The organism is Pseudoalteromonas sp. MMG007, assembly GCF_018100985.1.
Taxonomy (GTDB): Bacteria; Pseudomonadota; Gammaproteobacteria; order Enterobacterales; family Alteromonadaceae; genus Pseudoalteromonas.
Window position 1 is genome coordinate 112309 of sequence record NZ_JAGJEI010000005.1, and the last position, 20465, is coordinate 132773.

Sequence of the window (20465 nt, forward strand, 5' to 3'; positions counted from 1 at the left end):
AAGACTCGCATTTATGGCATATCCATTAATGCTTGGGTTTTTACATCAAGTTTTTCTTCGTAGTTTTTAGCACTTAACCCTAAAAGCTCAGGCAAGGTGGCCGCAATACAAATAGAAGAAAATGTGCCCACTACAATGCCTGTAAATAATGCAATGGCAAAGCCTTGTAATGGTGCCCCTGCAAGTAACCAAACGCTCGCAACCGTTGCAAGTGTGGTACCTGATGTAATAAGTGTGCGCGTTAAGGTGCTTTTTATCGCATTATTGATAATACTTGCAGGGCTAAGTGCATTATTAGATTTAACACGTAAAAGCTCTCGTACTCTATCACCTACTATTATTGAGTCATTAAGTGAGTAACCTATAATGGCGAGTAAACTAGCCAATACAGTTAAATTAAACTCAATTTGTAATAGCGAAAATAGCCCCAGTACCAGTAGTAAATCATGTACCAGCGCAACCACTGAGCCTACGGCTAAACGCCATTCAAACCGTACCGCTAAATAAAGCATTACTGCAACCATAGCTGAAAACAGGGCTAAACAACCTTGCTCAAACAGTTCATCACCCACTTGCGAGCCAATATACGCTGACGATAATACCTCTGCGTTTATATCTGCGTTTTGAGTAATGGCAGATTGCCAATCACTTCGGTCACTGTTTACAGAATCGCTAGGCGCTTCGCGTAGTTGAAAATGGCTATTACCTTGCGCAGTTAGCTCAAACTCGCCATTGTGATTTTTAGTAATAAACGATTTAAGCTCTTTTAGCTCAACACTTTGGCTGGTGGTAAATTCCGTTAGGTAGCCACCGGTAAAGTCTAGGCCAAAATTAAGCCCTTTTTGACTAAGCGTAAATACCGATAGCAATACAAGTATGGCGCTCAAAATCATGCCTGAAAAACGCAGACGTGTGCCCGCCTCGCCCTTTAAAAAAGTGTTAAGCATGTGCATTTACTCCTGCTTTTTTAGCCAATTTTAAATATAACGTTTGGCTTAGTACTTTTGATACGTACACGCCAGTAAATACTGAAGTAATTAAACCAAGTGCCAATGTTATGGCAAAGCCTTTAACTGGCCCGTAACCTATGCCGTATAAAATAAGCGCGGTGATCATAGTGGTTATATTGGCATCAAATATCGTATTGGCCGCCTGTTTATACCCCTCTTGAATTGCTTGGTATGGCGTACGCCCTTTACGGCGCTCTTCTTTAATTCGCTCAAATATAATAACGTTAGTATCTACCGCCATACCAATAGTGAGCACAAGCCCGGCAATACCCGGCAGGGTTAATACAACCCCCGGTAATAACGACATTAAGCCAACAAGCGACGTTAAATTTAACAACAGCGCTACGTTTGCAATAAGCCCTAAGCGGCGATACCACAGCGCCATAAAGGCAAGTGTAATACCCATACCAAGCATTAATGCGGCTAAACCATTACTAATATTTTCGCTGCCAAGGCTTGGCCCTATTGTTTGCTCATGCACTATTGTTACTGGCGCGGTTAGTGAGCCTGCTCGTAATAACAGGGCTAAATCGGCCGCTGCTTGCTGGCTTTTCATATTGGTAATGCTAAAACGTGAGCTTAAATGCTGCGCAATATTAGCCACATTAATAACTTCGCTTTTTTTAACGGTTTCACCGCTTGCGTTTTGAGAGTACTCAGAGTAAACCGTGGCCATAGGCTTACCAATATTAGCTTTTGAAAACGCCGACATAGCATCGCCGCCTTGCCCATCTAGACTAAGTTGCACAAGGGGTTTACCCCAGTCATCGCGCCCTATGTTGGCATTATTAATATGATCGCCGGTAAAAATAGGCACAGGATCAAGGTTTATGGTGCCACCAGACTGCATATTAAATGTTTTGCCACCCACTTCTTTTAACTGATAAAACCCAAGTGATGCAGTCGCGCCAATAATGCGTTTTGCCTCGGTTGGGTCTTGCACGCCTGGTAGCTCAATACGTATACGCTGTTTACCTTGACGCTGTGTTACAGCTTCGGTAATACCTAATTCTTCAATGCGTGAGCGAAGCGTAGTAAGCGTTTGGCTCATTACTTCTTTATCAAAGTTGCTGCGCCCTTGCTCTGAGTAGCTAAATTTTGCATTTTTAACATTGCCATTGCCGGTTGTTGTAACCGCTAAATTAGCAAAACGACTTTGTAGCTCATCAATCACTGGGTTAAGTTTTTGCACCGCATTAGGCAGAGCGTTGATTTCAAAGCCATGCTCAGTTTGCTGCGCTTTAAGACCGTGCGCTTTTTGCTTAAATATAATTGACTTAGCTTGTTGATACGCACTCACTAATTGCTCATCAACGGCTTTATCTAAATCTACGTCGAGTACAAATAACACGCCGCCGTTTAAATCAAGGCCTAACTTTATAGGCGACAAACCAAAGTTTTGTAACCATAGTGGGCTTGTTGCATGCTCTACAATCTTAACTTGTGTGTTTGGGTACTGCGCCTTTATGGCCGCTTGCGCTTGTGCGCTTTTAGTTGGCTCGTTTAACATAATATTTATAGTTGATTGCTTATCAAGCCCTTGCTCTACTTCTAACCCTTGGTTATTTAAAAAAGTAACGAGTGCTTTAGTGCTTGGCACGGCTTGTGTTTCACTATGTGGCGCGTTGCTTACATGCAACCACGATTTATTAGGATATAAGTTAGGTAGTGCGCTAATGGCTAATAAAACCAACACAATAAGCATGGCTACATAGCTCAATTTAAATTTAGCCATAAATGGCTTTTGATCTTTTTTTACACTTAACATGATTTTTCCTTATTGCCAGTAAATTACTGGCAACGTGCTTTTTAAAGCACAATTAATCTCAAGGCTTAAACGTGTAACGTTAAAGCCTCATTAAAATTAAATAAGAAAAATTAAGCGTGGTAAGTAGTGACAGCTCTATAGAGTAAGTTGGCATCTTTCCAGCCACTTAAACGGGATTTTTTACTATTGTGCACAAACGTATACCAAGGCTGAATAACGTTTACCGCTTGAGGGCGTAAAAATATTTGCCTAACAAGATGCTGCGCAAAAAACTCATAAACAACGTCGTATTCTGGTTCATTTTGTACACTGTGCAAAAAAAACGATGAATTGTTAGCTGTTAGACGTGGCTGGTGAGCTGAAAAGTCAGTTTGATGCGTTTTTTTATGCGTAGGTACGCCTGCAGACTCTGTGACAGGCTCTGTTTTAGTTATATCAACGGCATCTGTAAATAAAATATGTGAACTTACAGCAGGGTTTAAATTTTGTGTTGTTTGCGCAGCGTTACTCTGCACACTAAAAAGTGCAGCAAGTAGCAAAAAGGCAGTTATAAACACACGAAATTTAAACATGATTATTTTAAAACTAAAATAAGGGATGCGTAGTATATAAGGGCAAGTATTTAAAATACAATGCCTACCTATTTAGTATTCAATTTAATTTTACCGAGGCTTTTAATGCGCTCTAGACAAACCACAGAAAAACGCGCCGATGCCATGACCTTAAAACAAAGCATTAAAACGCTGTGGCCTTACATTACTAAATTTAAAGGGCGAGTATTTATTGCACTTTTAGCGCTTATAGGTGCTAAAGGCGCAACACTTTTAATGCCTTGGGCGCTAAAAGAAATTATCGACTCGGTAGATAAATCAATTAATCCAATTTTAGTTATTCCCGCGTTACTACTGCTTATGTATGGTGGACTTAGGTTTGCAAGTGTTTTTTTAGGCGAAGTACGCGATGCGGTGTTCTCTCGTGTAACAGAGCACGCTATGCGCGATATTGGTTTAAAAGTTTTTAAACATTTACACTCACTTGAGCTCGCCTTTCATTTAGATAGACAAACCGGCGGAATAAGCCGCGATATAGAACGCGGTACAAGCGGGTTAAGTTTTTTAATGCGTTTTTTAATGTTTAACATTGTACCGACTCTTTTTGAAATACTCACCGTTGCTATTATTTTTGGGACGCTATTTTCTGTTTGGTTTGCGTTAATAACCTTATTAGCGGTTGCTATTTATATTACCTTTACCGTAACAGTAACGCAGTGGCGAAACCGCTTTATACGTGAGGCAAATGCCGCCGATAATTTAAGTAATACCCGCGCTATAGACAGCCTTCTCAACTTTGAAACTGTAAAATACTTCAACAACGAAGAATTTGAGGCCAAAACATACGACTCATTTTTAGCAAACTGGGAAACCGCCCGTTTAAAAAATAGAATGTCGTTACTTGCGCTTAATTCTGGCCAAGCATTAATTATTGCCAGTGCTATTACAGCGCTTATGTGGCTAGGCGCCAAAGAAGTGGTAACAGGCGCTTTAACAATTGGTGAACTTGTAATGATAAATGCATACATGATCCAATTATTTTTACCGCTTAACTTTTTGGGATTTGTATATCGTGAAATAAGGCGAGCGCTTACCGATTTAGAAAACATGCTGGGCTTACTTAATAAAAAGCCGCAGGTAACTGAGCAGCCTAATGCCCAAAACCTAATACTTACCAACGGCGACATAGCGTTTAAAAATGTGAGCTTTAGTTACAATGCTAGTCGTCCAATACTCAATGATATTAGCTTTAAAATAAAAGCAGGCAGTAAAGTAGCGGTTGTAGGAGCAAGTGGCGCAGGTAAAAGCTCATTAGCACGGTTACTTTATCGCTTTTACGATGTGAGCTCGGGCACTATTACTATAGATAACCAAGCCATAGATTCAGTTACACTTAATAGCCTGCGTAGCGCCATTGCTATAGTGCCACAAGACACTGTGTTATTTAACACCACTATACGTGAAAACATAGCCTATGGCAGGCCATCAGCCACTGGTGCTGAAATAGATAAAGCAATAGAAATGGCCCATTTAAAAGACTTTATTTCAACATTAGAAAACGGCGATAAAACACTGGTTGGCGAGCGCGGTTTAAAAGTATCTGGCGGCGAAAAGCAACGTATTGCCATTGCACGCGCTATTTTAAAACAATCCCCTATTTTAATATTTGACGAGGCCACATCGGCACTTGACTCTCAGGCCGAACAAGCAATATTAAAGGCCATGCATGAAGTAGCAAGCGAGCACACCAGTATTGTAATTGCGCATCGCTTATCAACCATTACCGATGCACACTCTATTATAGTGCTTAAATCAGGCCAAATTGTTGAACAAGGTAAACATAATGAGTTACTGCCCTTGGGCGGTGAATATGCACATATGTGGGCATTACAACAACAAGATTAACCTGTTTATTAATTTATATGGGTCACTTATTGCTTGCTGTTGTTTATTGGCTTTTATCGGGTCAGGCTGTGATTCACCTCAAAAGAATTGTGTGCCTGTCTTTTATACATAACAATCAAAAATGATATTTTTTATAACAAAAATTAACAAATTCATTATCCAGGGGGATAAACAATGAAAAAGAGTTTAATTGCAGCGGCTTTAGCTGCCACTTTTATAACTGGCTGTTCAGAGCCACAAACTACAAGCAGTGAAGTTCAAATTGCAAGTGCTGAAAGTACAGCCATTAGTAATAAAGCCGAACTAGGTAGCTTTGGTGTAGATTTATCAGCGCGTAACGAAGCCGTTAAACCTGGTGATGATTTTTTCATGTACGCCAGTGGCACATGGTACGACAACTACAATATGCCAGCTGACAAAACGCGTTATGGTGCGTTTTCGGCATTAGCAGAACGCAGTGAAGACCGTGTTAAAAAAATTATCGAAGACATAGCTGCACGTAAAGAGCTAAACGCTGAAGAGCAATTGGTTGCTGATTTTTATAATTCGTACATGGATACCGACACACTTAATGAGTTGGGTGTTAAACCTATTCAACCGCTGTTAAATCAAATTAGTAATATGGAATCAACCGACGACTTAGCTTATGTATTTGGGCAATCGTGGTTATCGGGTCTGCGTACTCCTATTGGTGGTGGTATGTGGTTTAACCGTTTAGATCCAAATAAATACGAAATGTCGTTAGGCGCTGGTGGTTTAGGCTTACCTGACCGTTCTTACTATTTAGAAGATGCTGAGCGTTTTGTTAAAACTCGCGAAGCTTACGTGGCTCATATTGCCGACATGCTAAAGTTTGCCAATGTTGAAAACACAACAGAACGCGCAAAAGCCATATTAGAGCTTGAAACTAAAATAGCACAAGGCCATTGGCCACGCGAAAAACGACGTAACCGCGACCTGTCGTTAAATCAAATTAAACGTGAAGATTTAGCCGCTACTTACCCTGGTTTTAACTGGGATATATATTTTGAGCAAACAGGATATAAAGTACCTCAGCTTAATGTATCTCAGCCTGAACCGGTTAAAGCCATGATTGAGCTTATTAATAATGAAGATATGGCGGTTTGGAAAGATTACCTAACTTACCATGCAATTAGCGGTAATGCGGGATTACTTTCTGAAGATATTTTTAACACCCGTTTTGCATTTTATGGCAAAGAGCTAAACGGCCAACAAGAGCCGCGCCCTCGCTGGAAACGTGCAATTAACACAATGTCGGGCACAAGCTCGCTAGGCTTTGCTATTGGTAAAATTTACGTTGACCAATACTTTCCTGAATCATCTAAACAACAAATGTCTGAACTGGTTGAAAACCTGCGTTCAGCGTTAGGTGAGCGTATTAATAACTTAGACTGGATGGGCGCTGAAACTAAAGTAAACGCACGTGCTAAGTTAGCTGCATTTGTTCCAAAAATTGGTTACCCAGATGTATGGCAGTCTTACGATGGTTTAACTATTAGCCATAACGATTTAGTGGGTAACGTTAAAAACATGCGTAAGTTTTTCCGCGCTGAAAGCGTAGAAAAAGAACTACAAAAAACGGATCGTAACCGTTGGGGCATGACACCACAACGTGTAAATGCCTACTACAATAGCTCGTTTAACGAAATTGTGTTTCCTGCCGCAATATTACAACCTCCGTTTTTTGATCCAAATGCCGATCCAGCAGTTAACTACGGCGGTATTGGCGCTGTAATTGGTCACGAAATGGGCCATGGTTTTGATGACCAAGGTTCAAAATCAGACGAAAATGGGATTCAACGTAACTGGTGGACTGATGCTGATCGCGCTGCATTTGATAAAAAAGCAGACCAATTGGCCGCCCAGTATAGTAAATACGAGCCAATAGAAGGTAACTTTGTTAATGGTCGCAACAGCCTCGGCGAAAACATTGGTGATGTGGGTGGTTTGTCGATGGCTTACCATGCTTACAAGCTAAGTTTAAATGGTAAAGAAGCGCCTGTTATTGATGGTGTTACTGGCGATCAACGTTTCTTCCTTGCATGGGCACAAGTATGGAAAGAAAAACGTACTGAACAAAGCATGTTAAACCAACTTCGCGGTGGAACACATGCACCGGGTCGCTTTAGAGCGCAAGCACCACGTAACCACGATGCTTGGTACAAAGCATTTGACGTAAAACCGGGCGATGCCTTGTATTTACCAGAAGAAGAACGCGTTCGTATTTGGTAATTGCCTTATAATATGTAAACAAAATCTAAACAGCCCGCAACAGCGGGCTGTTTTATTTTAAGCGTATTAATTTATGCAAATGGTTATTTTAGCTTTTTAACTATTAATGTTCCCCATTCCGTACTAGCCCTTAATGCCATTTACCTTTAGAATACGGTCTATTATTTTTCAGTTATTTATAAAATTAAGGCGAAACGCAGATGGGAAGAGCTTACCAAAACAAAAAAGATTCAATGGCTAAAACTGCGGGTGCTAAAACTAAAGTTTACTCTAAGTACGGTAAAGAAATTTATATTTGTGCTAAAAATGGCGGTGTAGATACAGATGGTAATCTATCATTACGCCGTTTAATTGAACGTGCAAAAAAAGACCAAGTACCAGCACACGTAATTGAGCGCGCAATTGAAAAAGCAAAAGGTGGTGGCGGTGAAGATTACGCAGCAACTCGTTACGAAGGCTACGGCCCAGGTAACTGTATGATTATTGTTGATTGTTTAACAGATAACAACAAACGTACCTTTGCTGATGTACGTGTTTGTTTTACTAAAGCAAATGCTAAAATTGGCGCACAAAATTCGGTTTCTCATTTATTTGATCACCTTGCTATTTTTGTTTTTGACGGTGATGACGACGAAGCTGTCCTAGAAGCATTAATGATGGCTGATGTAGATGTAACAGATGTAGAAGTAGAAGACGGAAAAGTAACTGTTTTTGCTCCGCATACTGAATACAACAACACACGCACAGCACTTGAAGAAATGGGCGTTACAGAATTTGACGAAGATTTAATTGCCTTTGTTCCACAAATTGAAGCGCCTATTGAAGGCGAAGATGTTGAAGTAATGGAACGCTTTTTAGCTATGCTTGAAGATTGTGACGACGTACAAAACGTGTACCACAATGCACAATTTTAAAGCTTAGTAGATAAGAACGACTTTGAGCCAACAGTGATGTTGGCTTTTTCATTTTAAAAGGCTTGTGAAAATTTATGAATACCCTTGCAGAGCTTAAAGCCGGTAAGTTAAATGGCGTAACACGCTTACAACTTGTTGAAGAGCTGACTGAATTTCCTCACGAAATTTTTACCCTTGCAGATACTTTAGAAGTACTCGATTTATCAAATAATAATTTATCGGATTTACCTACAGAATTTGCTTGTTTACACCGCTTAAAGCGCGTGTTTTTATCGTTTAACCAGTTTAAGTATATTCCTAAAGTACTCGCTAAATGCCCTGCTCTAATTATGGTCGCGTTTAAAGGTAATCAAATTTCAGAGTTTGCACTAAGCAGCCTACCAAAAAATATTGAATGGTTAATACTCACCGATAACACGTTAAGTGAATTACCCGAAGACTTTGGTAATTACACACAGCTTAAAAAGCTTGCGCTGGCTGGTAATAGCCTAAAACAATTACCTATAAGCCTGGCTAACTGTACTAATTTAGAACTTGTAAGGCTCTCTGCAAACAACTTAACAAAAATTGATGATTGGCTACTAGAATTACCAAAACTTGCTTGGCTTGCCTTTGCAGGTAATGAATTTAATAAAGCTCAGTGCTTAACTAAAAGTACTTTAAAAAATACCCCGCTTGAAAATTTTCAGCTTAAAAAAGTAATAGGCCAAGGTGCATCGGGCGTTATACACCTTGCAAATGCAGAAAATAACAATGTGGCGGTAAAGCTTTTTAAAGGAGCAATTACAAGCGATGGCTACCCACTTGATGAAGTAAACTGCTGCCTACAGGCTGGCAGTCATATTAATCTAATCAATGTATTGAGCTACATAGAGCAAAGCACACAGCTTGGCTTAGTAATGGAATTAATAGGTACCGATTATACAAATTTAGGTTTACCACCAAGTTTAGAAACGTGTACGCGCGATACATTTAATGACGGTTGTACTTACCCCGTTGAAGCTGTATATAAAATAGCAAAACAGATGGCAAATACCCTTGCTCACCTACATGATAATTACGTAAGCCATGGTGATATTTACGCACACAACACCATGATAAATGAACAATATGACGTTTTATTTGGCGATTTTGGCGCGGCTACAAATTTAGCCATGCTTAGCGAATATCAGCAACAGCAAATACAGTTAATAGAAGTGCGTGCTTTTGGGTGTTTAATTGAGGATTTACTAAGTACTGTTAGCACAAAAGATAAGCAAAGTGAATTGTTTGCTAAAATGTCCGATATAGCCGCACGTGCTATAAATACCGCTATTGCGTCTCGCCCAAACTTTAAAGCGCTAAGCGCTTTATTAAACGACTTAGTATAAATAAATCAAAAAAAAGCCTGCGTAATGCAGGCTTGGTTGGATAAAGCTAAACTTTTACGCGGTCAATTATAAGTACTGACCTAATGCTTTAACTTGGTCTAACATGCGGTTTGAGAAACCCCATTCGTTATCGTACCAAGCCATTACTTTAACTAGTTTGCCATCAGCTTTAGTTTGCGTTGCATCAAAAATTGATGACGCTGGGTTGTGATTAAAATCAATAGAAACAAGCGGAAGCTCATTGTACTCTAAGATTTCTTTCATTGAACCTGTTGCTGCGGCTTTCATTACTTCGTTGATTTCTTCAGCTGTAGTGTCACGTTTAGTGATAAACGTAAAATCAACTAAAGAAACATTGATAGTAGGTACACGTACCGACATACCGTCTAATTTACCTGCAAGCTCAGGAAGTACTAGGCCAACAGCTGCAGCAGCACCTGTTTTAGTTGGGATCATAGACTGTGTTGCACTACGTGCACGGTATAAATCTGGGTGGTAAACGTCAGATAGGTTTTGATCGTTTGTATAAGCATGAATTGTAGTCATACTACCTTGCTCAATACCTACTGTATCGTTAATTGCTTTTGCAATTGGCGCTAAACAGTTAGTAGTACAAGAAGCGTTAGAGATAATGTTGCTATCAGTGTTAATCACGTCGCTGTTAACACCGTGTACTACAGTTGCGTCTAGATCTTTACCAGGTGCAGATACAATCACTTTTTTAGCGCCCGCTGTAATGTGCTTAGCCGCGTCTTCGCGCTTAGTGAAAAAGCCCGTACATTCTAAAACGATATCTACATTTAGCTCTTTCCACGGTAAGTTTGCAGGGTCACGCTCTTGAGTAAGCGTAATTACATCATCACCAATTAACATAGTGTTATCTGATAATGTTACTTTTTGAGAAAATTGACCATGCACTGAGTCAAACTGTGTTAAGTGTGCATTTACGTTAGCCGGTGCTAAATCGTTGATTGCTACAATTTTAATTTCACTGTTTTGTGCTGACTCGTAAAGTGCACGTAATACATTGCGACCGATACGGCCATAACCGTTAATTGCTACATTAATCATTTTAGACTCCTATTTAAGTTCACTTGCTTGGCGAGCAAGCGCTTCAATGGCTTGCCAGTCTTTATTTTCAATAAGTTGTTTATCTAACATCCACGTACCACCAACACAAATAACATTATTAAGTGCTAAGTAGTTAGGCGCGGTTGCTAGGCTAATGCCACCTGTTGGGCAAAAAGTAATATGTGGTAATGGGCCTCCAATAGATTTAAGCATTGCCGTTCCGCCTGCAGCTTCAGCTGGGAAGAATTTTAAAAACTTAAAGCCATGGCTTGCTAACTGCATAACTTCACTTGCAGTTGCAGCGCCTGGTAGAAATGGAATATTAGACGTTTTAGCCAATTCAATAAGCTCGTCACTTACGCCCGGGCTAACCATAAAATCTGCACCGGCTTCTACTGAAGCGTCAAAGCTTGCTTTATCTACTACCGTACCAGTACCAACGAAAGCCTCTGGAACCTCTGCTTTCATTAGCTTTACAGCTTGTGCTGCAATAGGTGTACGTAGCGTGATTTCAAGGGCTTTTAAGCCGCCGTTATATAACGCTCTAGCAAGTGGTGCTGCATCTTCTAATTTTTCGATTACAACCACTGGCACCACAGGTGCCGACGCTAAGATTTTTTCAATACTCATTACTTGTTCCTCATTACCCAGTGTGTGGCAATTATTATTCAAGTCCAAAAGCACTCGCACCTAAATCGGCGCTGCTTACAATATTTCTAAATCCAGTAAATAACTCTCGGCCTGTACCAAACGTTAAGCTTGATTGGCTAAGTTGTAGTTCACGCTTAGCAAGTTCTTCATCGCTAACATGTACTTTTAATATTCCGTTAGGCGCATCTAGAGTTACTAAATCACCTTCGTGAATTTTTGCAATAATGCCACCTTCAACAGCTTCTGGCGCTAAGTGGATTGCAGCAGGCACTTTACCTGATGCACCCGACATACGACCATCAGTAACAATGGCTACTTTAAAGCCTTCGTCTTGAAGGGTTGCCATTACCGGCGTTAATTTATGAAGCTCTGGCATACCTTTAGCTTTAGGGCCTTGCTCTTTAAGTACAGCAATAAAGTTTTGGTTTAATTCGCCACGGCTATATGCCTCTTGCAGTTCGCCTTGTGAGCTAAATACTTTAGCAGGCGCTGTTACTACTTGGTGCTCGGTTGCTACAGCAGATACTTTAATTACTGCTTTACCTAAGTTACCAGTAAGTAGTTGTAAGCCACCTTGCTTACTAAATGGGTTGTTAATTGGGCGAAGTACTTCTTCATCAAGAGAGTTTTCAGGACAATCTACCCATTTAACTTTAGTTGGGCCATTTGAATCGCTCATGATTAAGCTTTCGTCTTTATCAAGACGCGGCTCTGTCATGTACGGTGCAAGGCCATCACCTAGCATTGTTTTAACATCGGTATGCAAATAACCAGCGCTTGCAAGTTCACGCATTAAAAAGCCCATACCGCCTGCAGCTTGGAAGTGATTTACATCTGCTGAGCCGTTCGGGTAAATACGCGTAAGTAGTGGAACAACTTCTGATAAATCAGACATGTCTTTCCAAGTAACTTGAATACCAGCCGCTTTTGCAATAGCAACAATATGAATAGCGTGGTTAGTAGAGCCACCTGTTGAAAGCAAGCCAACTAAACCATTAATAATGGTTTTTTCGCTGATCACATCTGCTAAACATGGGCTTTCTTTATCATCTGTAAGTTGCTTAAGCATGGTTTCTACAGCATTACCTGTTAGTCCATCGCGAAGCTCTGTGTATGGGTTAATAAATGAGCTGCCTGGAAGGTGCAAGCCCATTATTTCCATAAGCATTTGGTTTGAGTTAGCGGTACCGTAAAACGTACAAGTACCCGCGCTGTGGTAAGACGCGCTTTCAGCTTCTAGCAGGTCTTCGCGGCTTACTAAGCCTTGTGCAAACTTTTGACGAATACGTGCTTTTTCTTTATTTGGGATACCAGATTGCATTGGGCCTGCTGGTAAAAAGAACACAGGTAAATGGCCAAATGATAATGCGCCAATTAATAAACCTGGGACAATTTTGTCACATACGCCTAAACAAAATACGCCGTCAAATACGTCATGCGATAATGAAACCGCTGTAGACATTGCAATAACATCGCGAGAAAAAAGCGATAGTTCCATGCCGTCACGCCCTTGCGTAACACCATCACACATTGCAGGTACGCCACCAGCAACTTGTGCTGTTGCGTCGTACTTAGTTGCAAGGTCTTTAATTAAATCTGGGTAGTCTTTGTATGGCACATGAGCCGAAAGCATATCGTTATATGAGTTGATAATAGCAAGATTTGGCTGCTCATCAGCCTTTAAGCGCGCTTTGTCGTCGCTGCTACATGCAGCCATAACGTGAGCGATGTTTCCGCAGCCTAGTCCAGCACGAACTCTTGTTTGTTTTTTTGCGTGCGAAATACGATCTAAATAATCTTGACGGGTTTGTTTACTGCGTTCGATAACGCGTTGGGTGACTTCTTCAATGCGAGGGTGCAACATAATTTAGCTCATCTCTATCAGTTAGAGGAAAAAGGCTCAGTAGCAATTACAGACTCCACGTAAATAACTGCCCTGAGCATCTTTGATTTACCCGTTCAAAGGTACGCTACCAGGGAGCCTCTCACAACAACCCTGACACCGGTGTCACTGTATTAACGCATAGCATTGACACCGGTGTCAACCCTGGGTAACAAAAATAGTGTGAAATTTTAACGTGACCAATTAATGAACATAGTAATTTTATGTTTATTTACTAAAATCCGCACAAAAAAACCCGAATAAGCGTCACTCATATTCGGGTTACTGTGAAAAACAAATAAAGTTTACTTTATAACCGCTGTGGACTCTCGCGTTATTAGTCGTGATTCAAGAGTTACCTGATATGGCTGTTCTTGAGGTTGTGAAATATGCGAAATAAGCTGTGTCACTGCCTGTTTAGTCATTTCTTCAACTGGCTGTGCAATAGTTGTTAAGCCTGGCCAAATGTGGCGTGCAATCGGCGCGTTATCAAACCCCGCTATAGAAATATCATCTGGCACTTTTAATTGACGCTGTGTAGCAAGCTTAAGTACCGCCGCCGCCATGTAATCGTTCGATGCAAATACAGCCGTAGGCCTTGGCGATAAATCTAAAATACTGCGTGCACTGTCTACACCAGAGTGATAACTAAAGTTACCCTCTTCAACTAAACGCTCGTCAAATTCAATCCCGTGGCTTGCTAAAGCTCGCCTGTAACCTTTAAAGCGCTGCTCAGTAGCACTATGATCAGGGTGCCCTTTAATAAAGGCAATAGATTTGTGACCAAGCGAAATTAAATGCTCAGTAATTTCATACGCGCCCTGCTCGTCGTTGCTACGAACTGAAATTGAATCATCTTCAAGCAGTGCTGATGCAACCCGTGCATACGGTATTTTTTTAGCTTTTAAAAAATTAGCGAGCTTTTCAAAATCACCAAATGGTGGGGTAAGCACAACGCCATCTAAGCGTGATGTTTGTAATAACTGTTCTATATCGTTAATTAAATCGTCACCACGTAATTCGCAGGGGTGTATTAATAAGTTGTAGTTATTCTCTTTACAGGCAGCAAGTGCACCTGTTTGTACACGTGTTATATAGCTTTTACTTGGGTTGTCGTACAAACAGCCAATAATAAAGCTACGATTTTGAGCAAGTCCGCGTGCTATTGGGTTTGGCGTATAATCAAGCTCTTTAAATACTTTCAGCACTTTTTCACGCGTCGCTGCACTTACATTAGGCTCGTTATTTAAAACCCGCGATACTGTTTTTTTAGAAACGCCCGCATGGCTTGCTACACTATTTATGGTTACTTTTTTCATTTGTTCATTATCCAAATACAACCATTAAACAAAAACTATTTGCTGTTATATAAACACGCACCAGCGCCAATAAGTGGAATGTTATCTTGCGTTACCAGCGTAACTGGAATCTGACTCGCATATTGTGACATTACGCCTTTTTGCGAAAAACGCTCTACAAAACGACTTTCTAATAATCGGCTTTGCATTCGAGGTAAAATCCCACCGCCTATAAACAAGCCACCTAATGCACCGTATGCAACAGCTAAGTCGCCAGCCACACTGCCTATCCAATCACAAAACTGGTTTAGGGTTGCATCACACACTTCACACTCGCCACTGTTAGCCAGGCTACTGATTTGCGCTGCATCTAAATTTTTAGGTTTAACACCTTTCACCGCGGCCATTGCTTTGTATAAATGGGTAATACCTGGGCCTGAAAAAACAGTTTCAACAGAAACATGAGGGTGCTCTTTACGAAGCTCATTTATTAATAAAGAGTCAAGCTCGTTTACTGGAGCAAGCGTCATATGGCCGCCTTCAGAGCTCAACACTGCTGTAGATTGTGCTGTACGCACTAAACACGCTGCGCCAAAACCAGTACCGGGTCCCATTACACCAATATTCGCGATAGCATCGGCTTGGCCTGATTTAATCGTAATATTTTGCGTTGAGTCTAAGTAAGGGGCTGCATAAGCAAAGGCTGCAAAATCATTAATTACTTCTAACTGAATTAAATTAAATTGTGCTTTAAATTCGTTAACACTAAAATGCCAACCTAAATTTGTTAAATGTACTTGCCCTGCTTTTATAGGGCCTGCAACAGCTAGACACGCATGTGTTGGTTTAGTATGAGGAATAGTTGTTAAATATTGTTCAAGTGCACTTTCTAAAGAACCAAAGGTTGCGCTAGGGAATATGTTAATATGCTCAATAACAAATTGGCTTAATTGCTCGTTAAAATCGGTAATTAATGCAAAGCGCGCATTGGTGCCCCCTATATCAGCAACTAAGATAGGGTTAAACTGGGCAGAAGAATTTTGGTTCATGGTATTATCTCTTTTGTGTAAGCGGCTTATGCTTATTATTTTACAATGGCTTTGCATTGTTATTTATATACTTTGAGCTATCACCTCAAAGTAGCTATCACAGTAAAAAAGGCTGCTATTTAAAATTGCAACTAATACGTTCTGACAACAAAATGATAAAACACTTGCATTATGACACCGGTGTCAGGATTAGATCAATAATAAATCTTAAAAAGCTTGAAATAATTCATTAATAGTCGAAAATGACACAATTATTTAGCATTTAATTAAGTTGTAACAATGAAAGGTAAAGCCACCTCATTTGACATTGCCCATCATGCAGGGGTTTCACAATCAACGGTATCTCGTGCTTTACGTAATAGCCCTCTTGTTAATGAAGAAACACGCAAACGTGTGCACGACATAGCAAAACAACTCAATTATAAAGTTGATAAAAACGCAAGTAACCTTCGCACACAGCAAAGTAGTACCCTAGCCTTATTATTATTTGAAGACCCTACTTCTGATGAATCGCAAATAAACCCGTTCTTTTTATCGATGCTTGGCAGCATTACCCGCGCGTGTGCAAAAGAAGGTTACGATTTACTGGTTTCGTTTCAATCAGCAAGTGCTGATTGGCAAGCAGATTACGAGGACAGCCACAGAGCCGATGGTATTATTTTACTCGGTTACGGTGATTACATAGACTTTCAGCCAAAGTTTAAAACCCTGCTTGATCAAAACACCAAGTTTGTATGCTGGGGGGCCACTGTAGATAACCGCCCTGATCTCACTGTATGTTGTGATAATTACGGCGGTGGTAAACTTGCAGCAAGGCATTTAATTGCCCATAGCCGCACAGATTGTGCGTTTATTGGTGATGCATCCGATCATAGCCCAGAATTTTTTGCTCGCTTTGAAGGCTTTAAAGACGAGCTATTAGCTAATAACGTAACTATAAATGAGCGAAAAATGGCTAATGCTATCTCTACTGAGGAGTCGGGGTATCATGCAACACGCTCACTTATAGCTAATAACATTAAATTTAACGCACTTTTTGCAGCGAGTGATTTAATAGCCATTGGTGCAATTCGCGCACTTAAAGAAGCTAACATAAAAGTACCTACTGATGTGGCCGTTGTAGGCTTTGATAACATAGCTATTGCAAGCTACATAAATCCGCCGCTCACGACCATCGCACAAGACACTACCATTGCAGGTCAAATGTTAGTAGAAAACCTACTTAAATTAATACGTGAAGAAGAAGTGCAAAGCACCCTCTTACCACCAGCGCTGATAGCCAGGGGTAGTAGTTAGTAAATAGAGTACATATAAAATTTTTACTTATAAATTAGCTTAATTGTAAAACTACTTTTCCATCATTCTAAAATATCACCCTCTAATCTATATCATTTAAAATACTAAATAGTTATAAAAAAAGCCTCATAATGAGGCTTTAAATTAATCAAACTCTGTAATTCAATTTATTAGAAGTCGTAAGACGCCGATAATTGAATTCTACGTGGAGATTGGTAAGCCTCAGCCAAACCAAATGTAGCACTTCCATCGCCGGCAGCTACTTCGGCCTCTTCGTCGTAACGAGTTTCAGTCGCAGCATCAAATACGTTAAATATATCCATAGCTAAACGAACCTTTTGGTCATTAAAGCGAAGGTTATAAGTAAAGTTAAGATCTAGTCGCGCTGTCCATGGTGTAGTACCCATGCTACCGCGAGGGAAACGTTGATCGCCTACATAGTAAGTATCACCATATTGGTATAAATCAGGGTCTGGAGTATAACCTTGACCTAAAGCGGTCCAAGGACGACCAGATGCGATATTAACATTCGCACCAACTAAGAAGTCTTCTGTAACAGCATACGCACCATAGATTTTAATGTTATGGCGACGATCTGCAGGTAGATTACCATTAGCACCGTCCATTAAGTAAGGGTAATCCCAATCTTGCGTCAGACCAGCATCATCTTGAGCATTATCAGATTTAACAAAACCTTCGGTGTTACCATAGTTGTGTGACCATGTGTATAACGCTTTGAAAGACCATACCTGATCCCATGTTTTCTCTAATGTTAAGTCAACCGATGCATATTTACGCTTAGCATCTGGGTAACCTAATTCGTCAGCACTAAAACTATACTCCTCTGTAGTGCCATCCCCATCGAGATCAAAATTGAAAGTAGCACCATTACCTGGGTTAAATAAGAACCAATTTTCACCTAAGTATTCACCGTTCTCATCTCTAAAAATATAAGAACCATCATCAATTTGATTACCTAAGACGCGGTAAGTAGCTTTTACACCCCATGACCAATCATCATTAATTGCCGCTTGATAGCCAATCATATATTCATCGTTATACATTGGTTCAAGGTCTTTGTCGGATAATGTATTTGAAGGTTTTGCAGTTCCATCACCGCCATTAGAAATAGCAGGATCACCTAGCTGTGTACTTAAACCAACAGGAGTACCGTCAGCATTTAAGCCTTCATATGCATACCATGTTTGTATGTAAGTCTCTGCACCAGCTAAACGAATATTAGTATTCGCAGCTACAGGTAAATAATAACGACCTGCTGTGAAGTATAATTTACTGTCACCGTCACCATTAATATCCCAAGAGCCACCAATACGAGGAGCAATTTGGTTATCGATAGATACAAACTCTTCACCATCTGCATTGTAGTTTGTAAAGCTATCATTACGAAGGCCTAACGTTAATGTTAAATCTTCAGTAACTGACCATTGGTCTTCAATATAAATAGCCCAGTTTTCTACTTCAAATTCGCCACCATTTTTGTAATCGCGAACTCGAGTTGTTTTCATTTCTTCTGGTAAAACATAGCCATTAGGTAGTCTTGCGCCTTCTTCGTATGTTCTGTAGTAGTAATAAATACCACCTGAGTTTATAGTTGTTGAATCAGCTGTATTAGTTTCAGAATCATAACCAAATCTTAGTGTATGTTCATCGTTCAGGTAGTAATCAAAGTCAACGCGGAATTGCTCTCGTTTATCTTCATTTTCACCAACGGTAAAGTTTACATAACATGTAGTATCTTCACCTAAGTCCGCATCGTAGCCTGTTGGGCAATCATCAAAATCTGAGTAATCAGTTTCTGAAAATTTAACTTGGCCATACATTGCTGACATGCTTAAATCTTCAGTTAGGTTACCTGTGTAACGAACAGCAAAACTTTCTCCGCCTCGCTTGTGATAAGCTGTACCGCCATCTTCAGTGTAATTACCATTTCCTTCAGGATCTGAAATCGTTTTCTCTGAATATGTGCGTTTATCACTAAAGCCCCACAGCATTAGCTGGTGATCTTCGTTTATATTCCAATCAAAACGAGCTAGGTAGTATGGGTCATCATCTTTTTCAACAGTTAAATCGGTTTGAGATGCGTTCCCGTATTCGTAGTCATTATCTCTTGCAGTGTAAATACCATAGAAAAATAATGTATCTTCAATTATCGCACCAGAAGCATAAATATTTGTTTCAAATGAATTCTCGTAGTCATCTTGGTTATTAACAAATAAATCACCAATACAATGCCCGTCTGCATCGTCACAGCGATCGTTTTGCTTATAAAGTGAGTTAGGAGCTTGCTCACTTAATGAGTCAGACGAATAAATCGTTTCAACTCCAAAATGAAAATCATTTGAGCCAGATTTGGTAACCGATGAAATTAATCCGCCTGTAGTTCGGCCGAATTCTGCAGAATAACCACCAGTTTTAACTTGGAAGCTATCGTAAGCAGTGAACGGGATTGTTGCACCACCAAGGCCGTTACGGAAATTAGTCATATTGAGACCATTTACGTAATAAGCATTTTCAGCTACCGAAGCGCCACCAAAAGAAGCTTGGTCGCCAAAACGACTATCGCCTTCAGTTGCGCCAGGCGCAAGCAATGCTACTGAAGTTACAGAACGAGAAATAGGTAAAAGCTCTAGTTCTTCAGAGCTAATATTTAGTGAAGATTCTGATGCAGATACATCTATTGCGCGAATAGAGCCACCTACAACCGCAATTCTTTCGATATTACCTGTGGTTAGTGGTATTTCAATAAGAGCCGTTTTACCAACCCCTATAACTACATCTTTAACTTGAGCTTGGTCGAAACCAGCTTGTGAAACTACTATATTATACTTGCCTACCGGTACCTGTTTTAGATCGAACTCGCCGTTAGAATCTGCAATAAGCGTTTTTGAATAGCCTTTAGTGTCATCTGTTATTGTTACTGTTGCACCTGCTAACGAAACACCTGACTGAGCTGTTAAGCTACCTTTTATGGCACCATTAACGTTATCCGCCATCGCTGGCATAGCTGCACTTAGAGTCATTGCTACTGCAGCAGCTGTAAGCGAGCGTTTAAATGTTTTAGAGAAATTACTTTTCATGTTTAACATATCCCTGAATAACTTATTATTTTTTGAAAGCCGGTTTTATCTTACCAATTAATTACCACTGTAAATAAAACCCCCTCTTGATTAACAAGAGAGGTAAATAAATAACACACAGCAAACAAAGTCGTCAACTATATACCATTAAAATTAACAGCTTATAAACAAAAGATACAAAACATAATATTTACAAACCCATTGCAAAAAAAACAAAAAACAAAACAATTAACACCTGGTAACAACCTGTGAATTGTTAAATAAAAGATATGAAATAGTGGAGGTAAATAAAATTATTGGGTGGAGAATACCCCTCCCCCCTTATAAAGCCCAAAAGAGGCAAGTTAAT

At 40.1% G+C, this 20465-nt stretch carries 14 protein-coding genes; 5 read left to right on the top strand and 9 right to left on the bottom strand.

From position 1 onward, the window contains the following. Positions 1 to 11 precede the first annotated feature (11 nt). From secF to J8L71_RS08650, 3 genes are all read right to left on the bottom strand, one after another. Positions 12 to 947, bottom strand: coding sequence for a protein translocase subunit SecF (secF, locus tag J8L71_RS08640; protein WP_211000185.1), 936 nt, complete (start codon positions 945 to 947; stop codon positions 12 to 14). Then, the gene (secD, locus tag J8L71_RS08645; protein ID WP_211000186.1) at positions 940 to 2778 is read right to left on the bottom strand and encodes a protein translocase subunit SecD; all 1839 of its coding nucleotides are present in this window, start codon (positions 2776 to 2778) and stop codon (positions 940 to 942) included. Before secD ends, secF begins: the two co-directional genes overlap by 8 nt. A 110-nt stretch (positions 2779 to 2888) precedes the next feature. Then, on the bottom strand, positions 2889 to 3350 hold the full coding sequence (locus tag J8L71_RS08650; protein ID WP_211000187.1) for a hypothetical protein: 462 nt from the start codon (positions 3348 to 3350) through the stop codon (positions 2889 to 2891). Between the two features lie 105 nt (positions 3351 to 3455). Between J8L71_RS08650 and J8L71_RS08655 the strand changes: the two genes are divergently transcribed. The 4 genes from J8L71_RS08655 to J8L71_RS08670 all read left to right on the top strand — a co-directional run bounded on the left by J8L71_RS08655 (position 3456) and on the right by J8L71_RS08670 (position 9771). Continuing rightward, positions 3456 to 5234, top strand: a complete 1779-nt coding sequence (locus tag J8L71_RS08655; protein WP_211000188.1) for an ABC transporter ATP-binding protein/permease — start codon at positions 3456 to 3458, stop codon at positions 5232 to 5234. A gap of 174 nt (positions 5235 to 5408) precedes the next feature. After that, complete coding sequence (locus J8L71_RS08660) at positions 5409 to 7487, top strand: M13 family metallopeptidase (protein WP_211000189.1); 2079 nt, start codon at positions 5409 to 5411, stop codon at positions 7485 to 7487. Between the two features lie 200 nt (positions 7488 to 7687). Then, positions 7688 to 8401 (top strand): YebC/PmpR family DNA-binding transcriptional regulator, encoded by a 714-nt coding sequence (locus J8L71_RS08665; RefSeq protein ID WP_211000190.1) that lies wholly within the window; start codon positions 7688 to 7690, stop codon positions 8399 to 8401. A gap of 74 nt (positions 8402 to 8475) precedes the next feature. Next, positions 8476 to 9771 carry a leucine-rich repeat-containing protein kinase family protein gene (locus tag J8L71_RS08670; RefSeq protein ID WP_211000191.1) on the top strand — a complete coding sequence of 432 codons (1296 nt, stop codon included), beginning with the start codon at positions 8476 to 8478 and terminating at the stop codon, positions 9769 to 9771. Between the two features lie 66 nt (positions 9772 to 9837). Here J8L71_RS08670 and gap read toward each other — a convergent pair whose 3' ends face one another. The 5 genes from gap to glk all read right to left on the bottom strand — a co-directional run bounded on the left by gap (position 9838) and on the right by glk (position 15722). Beyond that, positions 9838 to 10842 carry a type I glyceraldehyde-3-phosphate dehydrogenase gene (gene gap / locus J8L71_RS08675; RefSeq protein ID WP_211000192.1) on the bottom strand — a complete coding sequence of 335 codons (1005 nt, stop codon included), beginning with the start codon at positions 10840 to 10842 and terminating at the stop codon, positions 9838 to 9840. Positions 10843 to 10851: 9 nt separating this feature from the next. Next, complete coding sequence (gene eda, locus J8L71_RS08680; protein ID WP_211000193.1) at positions 10852 to 11472, bottom strand: bifunctional 4-hydroxy-2-oxoglutarate aldolase/2-dehydro-3-deoxy-phosphogluconate aldolase; 621 nt, start codon at positions 11470 to 11472, stop codon at positions 10852 to 10854. A 34-nt stretch (positions 11473 to 11506) separates the two neighbouring features. Further along, positions 11507 to 13357, bottom strand: coding sequence for a phosphogluconate dehydratase (gene edd / locus J8L71_RS08685; RefSeq protein WP_211000194.1), 1851 nt, complete (start codon positions 13355 to 13357; stop codon positions 11507 to 11509). Positions 13358 to 13680: 323 nt separating this feature from the next. Then, positions 13681 to 14694: a LacI family DNA-binding transcriptional regulator gene (locus tag J8L71_RS08690; protein WP_138613384.1), complete on the bottom strand. Its 1014-nt coding sequence runs from the start codon at positions 14692 to 14694 to the stop codon at positions 13681 to 13683. 35 nt (positions 14695 to 14729) lie between these two features. Further along, positions 14730 to 15722 (bottom strand): glucokinase, encoded by a 993-nt coding sequence (glk, locus tag J8L71_RS08695; RefSeq protein WP_211000195.1) that lies wholly within the window; start codon positions 15720 to 15722, stop codon positions 14730 to 14732. A 279-nt stretch (positions 15723 to 16001) separates the two neighbouring features. Between glk and J8L71_RS08700 the strand changes: the two genes are divergently transcribed. Next, a complete protein-coding gene (locus J8L71_RS08700; RefSeq protein ID WP_211000196.1) occupies positions 16002 to 17018 on the top strand; it encodes a LacI family DNA-binding transcriptional regulator in 1017 nt (338 codons plus the stop codon). Between the two features lie 170 nt (positions 17019 to 17188). Here J8L71_RS08700 and J8L71_RS08705 read toward each other — a convergent pair whose 3' ends face one another. Beyond that, positions 17189 to 20116 (bottom strand): TonB-dependent receptor, encoded by a 2928-nt coding sequence (locus J8L71_RS08705; protein ID WP_211000197.1) that lies wholly within the window; start codon positions 20114 to 20116, stop codon positions 17189 to 17191. Positions 20117 to 20465 lie beyond the last annotated feature (349 nt).